This is a genomic window from Pseudomonas sp. NFACC43, from assembly GCF_900119645.1.
GTDB lineage: Bacteria > Pseudomonadota > Gammaproteobacteria > Pseudomonadales > Pseudomonadaceae > Aquipseudomonas.
The window spans coordinates 1-13,820 of sequence record NZ_FPKK01000018.1 but is presented as its reverse complement, the minus strand read 5'-3'; the positions used below and the strand labels follow the sequence as shown (position 1 = coordinate 13,820).

Sequence of the window (13,820 nt, the reverse complement as noted above, 5' to 3'; positions counted from 1 at the left end):
TGTGGCGAGGGGATAAATCCCCTCGCCACAATGAGTGTCACCCTGAACCTGGATGCAGGTTGGCCCGCAGCTGTCGCGAACGAGTACTGTCGTTTTCCAGGCAAAAGAAAACCCCCGATAAACCAGCGGTCTATCGGGGGCTTCTTTCAGCTGGCGCTTTTACGCGCCCACTGGCTCAGCTTATTGGCAAGCTTCGCAATCCGGCTCATCGATCGCGCAGGCCTTTGGCACTGGCGCCGGACCCGCTGGAGCAGCCAGGACCGAATCGTCACCGTGGTTGCCGCCAGCGGAAACCGCGTTCAGCTTACCGGTGTTGATGGTGGACTTCTCGGTGCTGGTGGCGGCCAGGGCACGGAGGTAGTAGGTGGTCTTCAGACCACGGTACCAGGCCATGCGGTAGGTCACGTCCAGCTTCTTGCCCGAAGCGCCGGCGATGTACAGGTTCAGCGATTGAGCCTGGTCGATCCACTTCTGGCGACGGCTGGCGGCGTCGACGATCCAACGGGCCTCCACTTCGAACGCGGTGGCATAGAGCTCCTTGAGCTCCTGCGGGATGCGCTCGATCTGTTGTACCGAACCGTCGTAGTACTTCAGGTCGTTGATCATCACCGAATCCCACAGGCCGCGGGCCTTGAGGTCGCGGACCAGGTACGGGTTGATCACGGTGAACTCGCCCGACAGGTTCGATTTCACATAGAGGTTCTGGTAGGTCGGTTCGATCGACTGCGACACGCCGGTAATGTTGGCGATGGTGGCGGTCGGTGCGATGGCCATGATGTTGGAGTTGCGGATGCCTTTCTGTACGCGGGCACGAACCGGGGCCCAGTCCAGGCTTTCGGTCAGGTCGACGTCGATGTATTTCTCGCCACGGGACTCGATCAGGATCTGTTGCGAATCCAGCGGCAGGATGCCCTTGGACCACAGCGAGCCCTGGAACGTCTCGTAGGCACCGCGCTCGTCGGCCAGGTCGCAGGAAGCCTGGATCGCGTAGTAGCTGACCGCTTCCATGGACTTGTCGGCGAACTCGACGGCAGCGTCCGAACCATACGGGATGTGCTGCAGGTACAGCGCGTCCTGGAAGCCCATGATGCCCAGGCCCACTGGACGGTGTTTGAAGTTGGAGTTCTTCGCCTGTGGCACCGAGTAGTAGTTGATGTCGATCACGTTGTCGAGCATGCGCACGGCGGTGTTCACGGTGCGCTGCAGCTTGGCGGTGTCCAGCTTGCCGTCGACGATGTGGTTCGGCAGGTTGATCGAGCCCAGGTTGCAGACCGCGATCTCGTCCTTGTTGGTGTTCAGGGTGATCTCGGTGCACAGGTTCGAACTGTGGACCACGCCCACGTGCTGCTGCGGGCTGCGCAGGTTGCACGGGTCCTTGAAGGTCAGCCATGGGTGGCCGGTCTCGAACAGCATCGACAGCATCTTGCGCCACAGGTCCTTGGCCTGGACGACCTTGAACAACTTGATCTTGTTGTACTCGGTCAGGGCTTCGTAGTACTCGTAGCGCTCTTCGAAGGCCTTGCCGGTCAGGTCGTGCAGGTCCGGCACTTCGGATGGCGAGAACAGGGTCCACTTGCCGTCGTCGAAGACACGCTTCATGAACAGGTCGGGGATCCAGTTGGCGGTGTTCATGTCGTGGGTACGACGACGGTCGTCACCGGTGTTCTTGCGCAGCTCGATGAACTCTTCGATGTCCATGTGCCAGGTTTCCAGGTAGGCACAGACCGCGCCCTTGCGCTTGCCGCCCTGGTTGACCGCCACGGCGGTGTCGTTGACCACCTTGAGGAACGGCACGACGCCCTGGGACTTGCCGTTGGTACCCTTGATGTACGAGCCCAATGCGCGAACCGGGGTCCAGTCGTTGCCCAGGCCGCCGGCGAATTTGGACAGCATGGCGTTGTCGTGGATCGCGCCGTAGATGCCCGACAGGTCGTCCGGCACGGTGGTCAGGTAGCAGCTCGACAGCTGTGGCCGCAGGGTACCGGCGTTGAACAGGGTCGGGGTCGAGGCCATGTAGTCGAAGGACGACAGCAGGTTGTAGAACTCGATGGCACGGTCTTCGCGCTGCTTCTCTTCGATCGCCAGGCCCATGGCCACGCGCATGAAGAAGATCTGCGGCAGTTCGAAACGCACGCCGTCCTTGTGGATGAAGTAACGGTCGTACAGGGTCTGCAGGCCCAGGTAGGTGAACTGCTGGTCGCGCTCGTGATCGATCGCCTTGCCGAGTTTTTCCAGGTCGAAGGAAGCCAGGACCGGGTTCAGCAGTTCGTATTCGATACCCTTGGCGATGTAGGCCGGCAACGCCTTGGCGTACAGGTCGACCATTTCATGGTGGGTCGCGCTCTCGGCGACTTCCAGGAAGCTCAGGCCTTCGGCGCGCAGGGTGTCCATCAGCAGGCGGGCGGTGACGAAGGAGTAGTTCGGCTCGCGCTCCACCAGGGTCCGCGCGGTCATCACCAGGGCGGTGTTGACGTCCTTGAGGGCGACGCCGTCATAGAGATTCTTCAGGGTTTCGCGCTGGATCAGTTCGCCGTCGACTTCTTCCAGGCCTTCGCAGGCTTCGGTAACGATGGTGTTCAGGCGACCCATGTCCAGAGGCGCCAGCGTGCCGTCGGCGCGGGCGATGCGGATCGATGGGTGGGCCTGGACCGGTGCGTCGGCTGGCGCGCGGGTGGCACGCTCCTTGGCACGGGAGTCACGGTAGATCACGTAGTCGCGGGCCACTTTCTGCTCGCCGGCACGCATCAGGGCCAGTTCGACCTGGTCCTGGATCTCTTCGATGTGGATGGTGCCGCCCGAGGGCATGCGACGCTTGAAGGTCGCGGTGACCTGTTCGGTCAGGCGGGCCACGGTGTCGTGGATTCGCGACGAGGCGGCAGCGGTACCGCCCTCAACTGCGAGAAACGCTTTGGTGATGGCGACGGTGATCTTGTCATCGGTGTAAGGAACGACAGTGCCGTTACGCTTGATCACACGCAGTTGGCCGGGCGCGGTGGCAGACAGATCCGGGCTCGAATCGGCGGCCAGCGGCGCGGTGCCCTGCGGGTTCTCGCGAGTTGTGTCGGTGTGCATGGGTGTCTCCACGTTCTCTATGTTTGTTTGGGCTCCCTCGCGGGGCCCACCGTTCCGTCCTGAAGCACTACAACCGACTGGCGTCGGGCATAACCACTTCGGGACAGTAGGAGGCTGGGCCGGGAGGCCGCCTCCATCCGAAGTTCCGGGTTGCGAGCCTGGGCTCGTGACCGAACTGAAGGGGCGCAGCTAAGTACTGCAACACCCGTACCGTTCCGGTCGTTTTCTCAACCTTTGAAGCCATTGCCCTTCGCGCGGCGCGGATGGGTCTTGGGGATGCGATGTTTCAGCTGGACAGAGGCACGAAAAGCGCTTGAATTCTCTGTCCGACTTGTGTTTGGTTTTTGGCCTGAACCCCTACATGTAGGGTTTTTTTCGTGGCGGGCTACAAGATAATGCGTTTTGGGGGATGAATCAACGTACTACCTGTGGATAAGCCTGTGCGTAATTTGTGTGCGAAACGTGGAGCTGCTCTGTAGGCCGCGAGCTTGCTGGAGCGAGCGCTTTTTCAACAATTTCGAGCACTGAAAAACTGTTCGAAAATTTTGCGGGCGCGGACCATACCACAGCCATTCCATCCGGCCGAACGCATTTGTCCGCTTGTTTTCTAGCGGGACGCCGTTTATACAATCGGGCCATGTATCGGTGCGATTGTCCTCGTCCAGGATGACAATAAAGAGAGGACGGCCCCGACGATCCATAAGTGGACATACATGCCCTGTGGCAAGCGTTGTCGCCACGCAAGCGTGCACGTCCCTTCCTATTCGCTGCAAGACGAGGCCCCAGTGGAACAAGAAGCCTGGCAGGTATTGATTGTCGAGGATGACCAGCGTCTCGCCGAGCTGACCCGTGACTACCTGGAGAGCAATGGGCTGCGGGTCGCCATCGAGGGCGACGGTGCGGTGGCGGCGCGGCGGATCATCGCCGAGCAACCGGACCTTGTGATCCTCGACCTGATGCTGCCGGGCGAAGATGGCTTGAGCATCTGTCGCAAGGTGCGCGAGCAGTACGACGGGCCGATCCTGATGCTCACCGCCCGTACCGACGACACCGATCAGATCCAGGGGCTGGACCTGGGGGCGGACGACTATGTCTGCAAGCCGGTGCGCCCGCGGGTGTTGCTGGCACGCATCCAGGCGCTGTTGCGGCGCAGCGAGCCCGTGGAGCCGAACCCGCAGAAATCGCGGCGCCTGCAGTTCGGTCCGCTGGTGGTGGACAGTGCCTTGCGCGAGGCCTGGTTGCAGGGCAGCGGTATCGAACTGACCAGCGCCGAATTCGATCTGCTGTGGCTGTTGGTGTCCAATGCCGGGCGCATCCTGTCCCGGGAAGAAATCTTCACCGCCTTGCGCGGTATCGGCTATGACGGCCAGGACCGCTCCATTGATGTGCGAATCTCGCGGATCCGCCCCAAGATCGGTGACGATCCGGAGCATCCCCGGCTGATCAAGACCATCCGCAGCAAAGGCTACCTGTTCGTTCCCGAAGCCTGCGTAGACCCGGCGCCGTGAACTCGATTTTCCTGCGCATCTATGGCGGCATGTGCGCGGCGCTGGTGCTGGTGGCGGTGCTAGGGGTACTGGCCCTGCACCTGCTCAACCAGACCCGCGCCGAACAATATCGCGAGCGCCTGGCCCACGGCACGTTTTCCCTGATGGCCGACAATCTGCGGCCGATGAACGATACCGAACGCCATCGCGCCCTGATGCTGTGGGGGCGCCTGCTGGGCATTCCCCTGGCACTGCGGACCTTCGCCGAGACCGACCTCGACCTTGGCCAGCGCACCCGTGTGTTGCGTGGACAGGTACTGGTGGAACAGACCGGGCCCCATGCGGCTAAGGTCTATCGGCTGGTCAGTGATGGTGAGCAACTGATGCTGATGGGCGAGGTCCGCCAGATCAGCGAGCAACTGGCCCGGGCCACCATTTATCTGCTGGCCGACGAACTGGTGCGCTACCCCGTGGCCGAGCAGCCCGAACGGCTTGCCCAGCTCAAGCAGGACAAGGGGTTCGGTTTCGATCTTCGACTGATGAGCGTCGACCAGGTGGACATGGACGAAGACCAGCGTCGTCGTGTCACCGAAGGCGATACGGTGATGGCCCTGGGCAAGGACGGCGATTCGATCCGGGTATTCGCCGGCATGGTCGGCACGCCCTGGGTGCTGGAGATCGGTCCGCTGTACCAGATGAACCCATATCCACCGCAATGGCTGGTCTTGATCGCGGCGTTGGGGTTGAGCCTGATCGGGTTGATTGTCTATCTGCTGGTGCGCCAATTGGAGCGACGCCTGCGGGGCCTGGAGTCGGCCGCCACCCAGATCGCCCAAGGCAGCCTGGAAACCCGAGTGCCGGCCCGGGGCGCCGACTCGGTGGGGCGACTGGCCGCGGCGTTCAACGGCATGGCCGAGCACCTGCAACAGTTGTTGGCAATCCAGCGCGAGCTGGTGCGAGCGGTGTCCCATGAACTGCGTACCCCGGTGGCGCGCCTGCGCTTCGGCCTGGAAATGCTCGGCAGTGCCACCACCGCCCAGGCCCGGGAAAAATACCTGGCGGGCATGGACCACGACATCGAGGACCTGGACCGGTTGGTGGACGAGATGTTGACCTATGCGCGACTGGAGCAGGGTTCGCCGGCACTGAATTTCCAGCGCGTGGACCTCGATGCCCTGGTCAATCAGGTGATCGAGGAACTGGGCCCGCTCAGGCCGGGTGTCACGGTGGAGCGGGGACTCTGCCTCTCTGCCGCCGATTGCGATGGCGCCTGGGTCGAGGCCGAGCCGCGGTTCCTGCACCGCGCCTTGCAGAACCTGGTGAGCAATGCCATGCGCCATGCCCGGTCACGGGTGACGGTGAGTTACCAGGTGGGGCAGTTGCGCTGTCGGGTGGATGTCGAGGACGACGGTCCCGGCGTGCCTGAGGCGGCATGGGAGCGAGTGTTCAAGCCGTTCCTGCGTTTGGACGACAGTCGTGCCCGTGCTTCGGGTGGCCATGGGCTGGGGCTGTCGATCGTGCGGCGGATCATCCATTGGCATGACGGCCGGGCGCTGATCGGCAAGAGCAAGAGCCTGGGTGGCGCCTGTTTCAGCCTGAGCTGGCCGAGGCATCAGGACCGGTCTTGAAGGGTGTGGCTGAGGTGGGCCGCTGTCGCGGACACTGCGCAAGGCTCAGGCCCTGATGCCCACCAGGCTCAACAACTGCGAATCCTTCACCCCAAACTGTGCCTGCAGCTCGCTGCCATGACGCCACTGCTCCGACAGGTCGGTCAGTAACCGTAGTCGCACCTGCCCATCCTGTGTCCACTCCAGCACCTCGGCATGCTCGAAATAAAAGCGCTTCCCGACGATCGGATACAGCGCCTTGAACAGGCTTTCCTTGACCGAAAAGGTCAGGGTCACCAGCAATGCGCGGTCATCCTGCGGGGTGTTGGCCAGGCGCAGCAGCTCGGGCGGCGTGAGGATTTCGCCGGCCAGGCGCTCGGCGCGCTCGGGGTCGAGGAGGTTTTCCAGGTCCATGCCCAGGCCCTGCCAGTGTTCCTTGCGAGCGACGATGGCCGCCGCCCGGCCGGTGCTGTGGGTGATCGAGCCGCTGACATGGGCCGGCCACACAGGGGCGCGGTCTTCGCCGATGGCCGGCACGCAAGGCTGGCCATCCAGGCGGTGCAGGGCGGCCCGGGCGCAGATTCGCCCGGCAAGGAATTCGGCCTGGCGCTTGGGCACGGAGCGCTGGATGCTCGCGGGTGGCTCGATGGCGCTGCTGCGGAAATCGTCACTAGCCAGCAGCAACGGGTCGAAGCAGGTGCTCAGCAAGAAGGTGTCGGGCAGGATGTCGGGCAGCAGCCACCGGTCATCCAGAGGCGAGCAGCAGGCGGGCAGGGCGGGGAGTCGGTTCATGCCGGGCATTTTGCCGGGTTGGCCGCACGCTGGGTAGTAGGAACAGGGCAGTGTCCTGAGCGGGCAGGGCTTTTGTGGCGAGGGGGGAAATCCCCCTCGCCACAAAGTGTGTATGTCAGCCAAAGATTTTCTTGAAGAACGACTGCATGTCCGCCCAGGACTTTTCATCGGCCTCCTTGTTGTAGCCGATATCCGGACCGCCGTGCTCGCCGTGGCTCAGACGGTCGGCGTCCGGGTTGCTGAAGCCATGCTTGGCGCCTTTGAGGCTGACGAATTGGTAGTCGGCACCGGCCTTGTCCATTTCGGTCTTGAACGCGGCGACGTTGTCTTCGGTGACCATGCTGTCCAGGGCGCCGTGCTCCACCAGGACCTTGGCCTTGACGCTGCCGGGCGTGGCCGGGGTGTTGGTCACCAGCGCGCCGTGGAAACTCACCACACCGGCCAGTGGCACGCCTTGGCGCGCCGCATCCAGTACCACCTTGCCGCCGAAGCAGTAGCCGATGGCGGCGAGTTTATCCGGATCGGTCTGGGGTTGTTTCTTCAACAGGTCCAGACCGGCCTGGAAGCGCGCACTGGCCGCCTTGCCGTCCTTGAGCGCCGCCTGCATGAAGGCCATGGCATCCTTGGGATGCTCGGTATTCTTGCCGTCGCCATACATGTCGATGGCCAGGGCGCTGTAGCCCAGGCCCGCCAGGTCACGGGCACGGCGCTTGGCGTAATCGTTCAGCCCCCACCATTCGTGCACCACCACCACTCCCGGGCGCGGCCCCTTGATGGCGTCGTCGTAGGCGTAATAGCCGATCAGCTTCGTGCCGTCGGCACTGGTGTAGGGAATCTCCTGGGTCTGGATGGCGGCGTGGCTCGCCCCGCTGAAAGCCAGAAGTAAGACAGCAAGTAACCTGCGCATGACGGATCTCCATGAAAGGTGGGTTTGCACGACAGTGAGACTGGACACTCTAGCCGATTCGTTCAGCACTGGTTCAGAGAACGTTCAAGGGGTGTTCAGGGACCGTTGGTTAACGTGGCTTCGACTTCACCACACACCACGTTCCAGAGGAACCTGAACATGATCCGGATGAAAAAACTGCTGCTGGCTTTTACCGTCCTGGGCGCCAGCGCCATGGCCCATGCCGACGATAACTTCGCCAGCCTGACCCTCGGCCAGACCAGCGACAAGGTCAAGAAGTCCAGTGCCCTGGACCAGGCCCTGAACAATCCGAACGCCGACGGCGTGATCGGCAAGGACACCACCTATGGCCTGCGCCTGGGCAAGCAGAACGACCAGGGTCGCTACTACGCCACCTATGACAATGTCTCGGGCACCCACAACGGCATCAAATTGCGCCAGGAAAACCTGCTGGGCAGCTACGATGTGTTCTATCCAGTCACCGGCAGTACCAAACTGTTCGGTGGCGGCACGGCGGGCCTGACCAAGCTGACCCAGGATTCTCCCGGTTTCAGCCGCGACAGCGACATCGGCTACGCAGTAGGCTTGCAGGCGGGCGTCTTGCAGCAGGTTTCGAAGAACGCTTCGGTGGAACTGGGTTACCGTTACCTGCGCAGCAACGCCAGCACCGAGATGAGCCCGCACGGTGGCGACAAGGTGGGGTCGCTGGACCTGACCAGCAGCGCCCAGACCTACCTGTCGGCCAACTACACGTTCTAAGCGGGCGAGGATCGTGCGCCGCCGGATCGAGCGAAGACGATCCGGCGCCTCGTCGAGGTGTGTCGCGCTGGATTGTTTGATTCTGCCTGGGGAAAGGCTCCATGAAATTACTGGTCGTCGAAGACGAAGCGTTATTGCGTCACCACCTGCATACCCGCCTGACCGACAGCGGCCATGTGGTGCAGGCCGTGGTCAATGCCGAAGAGGCGCTGTACCAGGTCCGTGAATTCAATCATGACCTGGCGGTGATCGACCTGGGTCTGCCGGGCATCAGCGGCCTGGAGCTGATCCGCCGGTTGCGCGCCCAGGACAAGACATTCCCTGTCCTGATCCTCACGGCTCGCGGTAACTGGCAGGACAAGGTCGAAGGCCTGGCCGCCGGGGCGGATGACTACGTGGTCAAGCCGTTCCAGTTCGAGGAGCTGGAGGCTCGCTTGAACGCCCTGTTGCGTCGTTCCAGCGGCTTTACCCAGTCGACCATCACCGCCGGTCCGCTGTTGCTCGACCTCAATCGCAAGCAGGCGTCCCTGGGGGATGAGCCGCTGGCATTGACCGCCTATGAGTACCGCATCCTGGAATACCTGATGCGCCATCACCAGCAGGTGGTGGCCAAGGATCGCCTGATGGAGCAGCTTTATCCCGATGATGGCGAACGCGATCCCAATGTCATCGAGGTGCTGGTGGGGCGGCTGCGCCGCAAGCTGGAGGCGCCCGCCGGCTTCAAGCCAATCGACACGGTGCGTGGCCTGGGCTACCTGTTCAACGAGCGCTGCCAGTGATTCGTTCGCTTCGACTGCGCTTGATGCTGGCCGCCATGACCCTGGCGGTGCTGTTCATGCTGGCGCTGCTGCCGGCCATGCAAGGCGCGTTCAGCCTGGCCTTGCAGGAGTCCATCGAGCAACGCCTGGCCTCGGACGTGACCACGCTGATTTCCGCCGCCCGAGTGGAAAACAATCGATTGAAGATGCCGGAACAACTGCCGGACGAACGCTTCAACCTCGCCGACGCCCGCCTGCTGGGCTACATCTACGACCGCGACGGGCGGCTGGTCTGGCGGTCGAAGGCCACCCGCGAGGAAAACATCAACTACGCGCCACGCTACGACGGCCAGGGCAACCAGTTCGCGCGTATCCGCGAAAACGACGGCCAGGAGTTCTTCGTCTATGACGTCGAGATCAAGCTGCTCGGTGGCCAGAACGCGGCGTTCAGCATCGTTACCCTGCAACCGGTTCGTGATTACGAGGTGACCCTGCAGGGGCTGCGGGACAACCTCTACCTGGGCTTCGGTGCCGCGCTGCTGGTGCTGCTGGCACTGTTGTGGATCGGCCTGACCTGGGGCCTGCGGGCGCTGCGACGCCTGAGCCAGGAACTGGACGAAATCGAAAGCGGGGCGCGGGAAAGCCTCAGTACCGAACACCCTCGGGAACTGCTGCGCCTGACGGGCTCCCTCAACCGCCTGTTGCACAGCGAACGGGAGCAGCGCAGCCGTTACCGTGACTCCCTCGACGACCTGGCCCACAGCCTCAAGACCCCCCTGGCGGTGTTGCAGGGCGTCAGCGAAGACATGGCCCGGCGCCCGGAAGACCGTGGCCAGGCCTGGGTGCTGCAGACCCAGATCGAGCGCATGAGCCAGCAGATCGGCTACCAGTTGCAGCGCGCCAGCTTGCGCAAGAGCGGGCTGGTACGCCACCAGGTGCGCCTGCGCCCGGTGTTGCAAAGCCTGTGCGACACCCTGGACAAGGTCTACCGCGACAAGCGGGTCAATGTCGCGTTCGACCTGCCGGAACAGTGCCATGTGCCGATCGAGCAGGGAGCCTTGCTGGAGATGCTTGGCAACCTTCTGGAGAACGCTTATCGGCTATGCCTGGAGCAGGTGCGTGTCAGCGTGCACCAGGTCCTCGGCGGCATGGAGCTGTGTGTCGAGGACGACGGACCGGGTGTGCCGCCGGATCAACGTGCACGGATTCTCCAGCGTGGCGAGCGGCTGGACCGCCAGCATCCGGGGCAGGGGATCGGTCTGGCGGTGGTCAAGGACATCATCGAAAGCTACAACGCGCGCCTGACCCTAGGGGATTCGGAACTGGGCGGGGCGGCGTTCCGGATTCATTTCCCGGTGGTTTGACTGGGGCTGGGCGTGGTTGCTGCCGCCGCCCATCTGTCCTGTTCAATTGTCCTGTTCCCGATAGGCCCCCGGCGTCACCCCCGTCCACTTCTTGAAAGCCCGGTGAAACGCCGACGGTTCGGAAAAACCCAACTGCTCGGCGATCTGCTGCAACGACAGGTCCGCGCGGCCCAGATGGTAGATGGCGATATCCCGCCGCAGGTGGTCCTTGAGCTCCTGGAAGCTGGTGCCTTCCTCGCGCAAGTGCCGACGCAGTGTCTGGGGGCTGATGTGCAGATGAGCGGCTACGGTGTCCAGGTCCGGCCAGCGAGCGGTGTCGCGGCTGAGCAGGCGACGCAGTTGGCTGCTCAAGCTGTGTCCGTCGTCCGGGCGCGACAGCAGGTCGGCAGGGGAACGTTCGAGAAAGCGCTTGAGAGTCCGTTCATCCTGGAGCAGCGGCATGTCCAGGTAGCGGCTGTGGAACGACAGGCTGCTGTGAGGTGCGTCGAACACCACGGGACAAGGGAACAGCAAATCGTACTCGGCCCCATGGGCAGGCCTGGGGTAGCCGAAGGTGGCCTGTTCCAGGCCGATCCGCTGGCCGATCAGCCAACTGCCAAGGCGGTGCCAGACCACCAGCAGGCTCTCGGTGAGGAAGTGGTCCGGGTCCCAAAGGGTCGAGTCGTCCAGCACCAGGCGCACCCGTTCACCTTCCGCCAGCAAGGTCAGGCCCGGCGCATCCGGGAACAGGCTGTAGAACAGCAGGCCGCGCTGCAGGGCGCTGCCCAGGTTACGGCAGTGGATCAACGCATGACACATCATGGCGAAGGTCCCGGGCTTGCTGCGAGCCTTGCCGAAACCCAGGTATTCATCGCCCATCGCCAGCCACAGCGCCTGCAGCAGGCGAGCGAACTGCTCTGGCGCGAGGCGCGCCCGCGGCTCGTCCAGAAGCTCGGGACTGATACCCAGTTGTTGCAGCAGGGGGAAATAGTCGAACCCTTGTCGGCGCGCGCCCCCCAGGGCGGCGCGGGCGAAATGGCTGGCGATCGTGCGTTGGCGCATGGCATCCATCCGTTTGTCAGGCGCTCGATGGTAGCAGGGCGATCCGGCTCGACAAGGCGGATATCCGCCAAATCCCGGAACGTCAGCTGGCCGGTGGGCGGAAATCCGCCACCTTAAACGGCGTCGTTTAGTTTTCGAATATTCATGAAACCCGTCTGCCATGCTGGCTGTAGGGCATTTCGCAAAAATGGCACGCGCCTTGCGATGCATTGGGTAGGTCTGCAGCGTGCAGCCGACAAAACAAATCCCTCCAGTGCAGGAGGGTTCGCAAAGTTGAGGTTTCGTGGGCGACAGGTGGATGTTGTCACGCGGGACGCTTGAGGAAAGTTTGCCATGACGACTCGTCAGCCCTTGTACAAATCCCTGTATTTCCAGGTGATCGTAGCCATTGCCATCGGTATTTTGCTCGGCCACTTCTACCCGCAGACTGGTGTAGCCCTCAAGCCGTTCGGTGACGGGTTCATCAAACTGATCAAAATGGTCATCGCCCCGATCATCTTCTGTACCGTTGTCAGCGGCATCGGCGGCATGCAGAACATGAAGTCGGTCGGCAAGACCGGCGGTTATGCGCTGCTGTACTTTGAAATCGTCTCCACCATCGCCTTGCTGATCGGCCTGGTCGTGGTCAACGTCGTGCAACCGGGCAACGGCATGCACATCGACGTGTCGACCCTGGACACCAGCAAGATCGCCGGTTTCATCAGCGCTGGTAAAGACCAGAGCATCGTTGCCTTCATCCTCAACGTGATCCCGAACACCATCGTCGGTGCGTTCGCCAACGGCGACATCCTGCAAGTGCTGATGTTCTCGGTGCTCTTCGGTTTCGCCCTGCATCGCCTGGGTGCCTATGGCAAGCCGGTGCTGGACTTCATCGATCGTTTCGCCCACGTGATGTTCATCATCATCAACATGATCATGAAACTGGCTCCCATCGGTGCCTTCGGTGCCATGGCGTTCACCATCGGTGCCTACGGTGTCGGCTCGCTGGTGCAACTGGGCCAGCTGATGATCTGCTTCTACATCACTTGCGTCGTGTTCGTCCTGGTGGTGCTGGGCGCCATCTGCCGCGCCCACGGTTTCAGTGTCATCAAGCTGATTCGCTACATCCGTGAAGAGCTGTTGATCGTACTGGGTACTTCCTCCTCGGAATCGGCCCTGCCACGCATGCTGATCAAGATGGAGCGCCTGGGCGCCAAGAAATCTGTCGTAGGCCTGGTGATCCCGACTGGCTACTCCTTCAACCTCGACGGTACCTCGATCTACCTGACCATGGCGGCAGTGTTCATCGCCCAGGCCACCGACACCCCGATGGACCTGACCCACCAGATCACCCTGCTGCTGGTGTTGCTGTTGTCGTCCAAGGGGGCGGCTGGCGTGACCGGTAGCGGCTTCATCGTACTGGCGGCCACCCTGTCGGCCGTGGGTCACCTGCCGGTGGCCGGCCTGGCGCTGATCCTGGGTATCGACCGCTTCATGTCCGAAGCCCGCGCCCTGACCAACCTGGTGGGCAATGCCGTTGCCACCGTCGTGGTTGCCAAGTGGGTGAAGGAACTGGACGAAGACCAGCTGCAGACCGAACTGGCTTCCGGTGGTCGTGGCATCTCCGAAGTACGTGAAGATGACGAGCAGATCGCGGCGGCGCAGATTGCAGCGGCCGAGTCCTCTGCTCCAGGCGCTGTGAAGTAAGCTTCAACTGCAATAAAATGTATGGTCAGCCCTTCTCCTGCAACCTCATGGGCTGTTTTCGGTAAAGCTGGCTTGCGCTAATGTATCCGGGCTCGTTGTGAGCGTTGCTGCAACAACGCTCGGCCCTCGATGAGTAGCCGCTCCCGACTGTCCTGAAAAAACCCTCAGCTTCTAAAGCTGATTTTATTGCCAGGTTCTCAGTCGGGCCGTTTGCCGTTTACTGTCATCAGTCAGTGACGTCGCAAAAGCCGGTGGTAACGCTGTGCATTCAAGCGTTCGGATGTGGGTCGTACTGGCCGCCTTTGGCCAGTACCGCCCACACGATTCGCGCCAGTTTGTTTGCTAGC

10 protein-coding genes are annotated in these 13,820 nt (G+C 62.5%); 6 read left to right on the top strand and 4 right to left on the bottom strand.

What is annotated here, in order from left to right:
• Positions 1-180: 180 nt before the first annotated feature.
• The gene (locus tag BT179_RS23425) at positions 181-3,072 is read right to left on the bottom strand and encodes a ribonucleoside-diphosphate reductase subunit alpha (protein ID WP_072394838.1); all 2,892 of its coding nucleotides are present in this window, start codon (positions 3,070-3,072) and stop codon (positions 181-183) included.
• Positions 3,073-3,857: 785 nt separating this feature from the next.
• Here BT179_RS23425 and BT179_RS23420 point away from each other — a divergent pair.
• A complete protein-coding gene (locus BT179_RS23420; RefSeq protein ID WP_072394836.1) occupies positions 3,858-4,580 on the top strand; it encodes a response regulator in 723 nt (240 codons plus the stop codon).
• Positions 4,577-6,187 carry an ATP-binding protein gene (locus BT179_RS23415; protein ID WP_072394834.1) on the top strand — a complete coding sequence of 537 codons (1,611 nt, stop codon included), beginning with the start codon at positions 4,577-4,579 and terminating at the stop codon, positions 6,185-6,187. The genes BT179_RS23420 and BT179_RS23415 overlap by 4 nt, the downstream gene beginning before the upstream one ends.
• A 45-nt stretch (positions 6,188-6,232) precedes the next feature.
• Here the strand turns inward: BT179_RS23415 and BT179_RS23410 are convergent, their stop codons facing one another.
• Together BT179_RS23410 and BT179_RS23405 are read right to left on the bottom strand one after the other, a co-directional pair.
• Entirely contained in the window at positions 6,233-6,958 is a 726-nt protein-coding gene (locus BT179_RS23410) for a 4'-phosphopantetheinyl transferase family protein (protein ID WP_072432025.1), read from the bottom strand.
• A 115-nt stretch (positions 6,959-7,073) separates the two neighbouring features.
• Positions 7,074-7,865: a dienelactone hydrolase family protein gene (locus BT179_RS23405; RefSeq protein ID WP_072394830.1), complete on the bottom strand. Its 792-nt coding sequence runs from the start codon at positions 7,863-7,865 to the stop codon at positions 7,074-7,076.
• A 159-nt stretch (positions 7,866-8,024) separates the two neighbouring features.
• Between BT179_RS23405 and BT179_RS23400 the strand changes: the two genes are divergently transcribed.
• The 3 genes from BT179_RS23400 (at position 8,025) to BT179_RS23390 (ending at position 10,746) form a co-directional block, all read left to right on the top strand.
• On the top strand, positions 8,025-8,624 hold the full coding sequence (locus BT179_RS23400; protein ID WP_072394829.1) for a hypothetical protein: 600 nt from the start codon (positions 8,025-8,027) through the stop codon (positions 8,622-8,624).
• Between the two features lie 101 nt (positions 8,625-8,725).
• Positions 8,726-9,403 carry a response regulator gene (locus BT179_RS23395; protein WP_072394828.1) on the top strand — a complete coding sequence of 226 codons (678 nt, stop codon included), beginning with the start codon at positions 8,726-8,728 and terminating at the stop codon, positions 9,401-9,403.
• Positions 9,400-10,746 carry an ATP-binding protein gene (locus BT179_RS23390; protein WP_072394826.1) on the top strand — a complete coding sequence of 449 codons (1,347 nt, stop codon included), beginning with the start codon at positions 9,400-9,402 and terminating at the stop codon, positions 10,744-10,746. The genes BT179_RS23395 and BT179_RS23390 overlap by 4 nt, the downstream gene beginning before the upstream one ends.
• A gap of 42 nt (positions 10,747-10,788) precedes the next feature.
• Here the strand turns inward: BT179_RS23390 and BT179_RS23385 are convergent, their stop codons facing one another.
• Positions 10,789-11,787, bottom strand: a complete 999-nt coding sequence (locus BT179_RS23385; RefSeq protein ID WP_072395410.1) for an AraC family transcriptional regulator — start codon at positions 11,785-11,787, stop codon at positions 10,789-10,791.
• Between the two features lie 333 nt (positions 11,788-12,120).
• Between BT179_RS23385 and BT179_RS23380 the strand changes: the two genes are divergently transcribed.
• Entirely contained in the window at positions 12,121-13,473 is a 1,353-nt protein-coding gene (locus tag BT179_RS23380; RefSeq protein WP_072394824.1) for a dicarboxylate/amino acid:cation symporter, read from the top strand.
• Positions 13,474-13,820: the final 347 nt, after the last annotated feature.

Bases quoted from the DNA above. Each gene is read 5' to 3' on its own strand.
- BT179_RS23400 (WP_072394829.1), top strand. From the start codon at position 8,025: ATGATCCGGATGAAAAAACTGCTGCTGGCTTTTACCGTCCTGGGCGCC.
- BT179_RS23405 (WP_072394830.1), bottom strand. From the start codon at position 7,865: ATGCGCAGGTTACTTGCTGTCTTACTTCTGGCTTTCAGCGGGGCGAGC.
- BT179_RS23380 (WP_072394824.1), top strand. From the start codon at position 12,121: ATGACGACTCGTCAGCCCTTGTACAAATCCCTGTATTTCCAGGTGATC.
- BT179_RS23385 (WP_072395410.1), bottom strand. From the start codon at position 11,787: ATGCGCCAACGCACGATCGCCAGCCATTTCGCCCGCGCCGCCCTGGGG.
- BT179_RS23425 (WP_072394838.1), bottom strand. From the start codon at position 3,072: ATGCACACCGACACAACTCGCGAGAACCCGCAGGGCACCGCGCCGCTG.
- BT179_RS23410 (WP_072432025.1), bottom strand. From the start codon at position 6,958: ATGAACCGACTCCCCGCCCTGCCCGCCTGCTGCTCGCCTCTGGATGAC.
- BT179_RS23395 (WP_072394828.1), top strand. From the start codon at position 8,726: ATGAAATTACTGGTCGTCGAAGACGAAGCGTTATTGCGTCACCACCTG.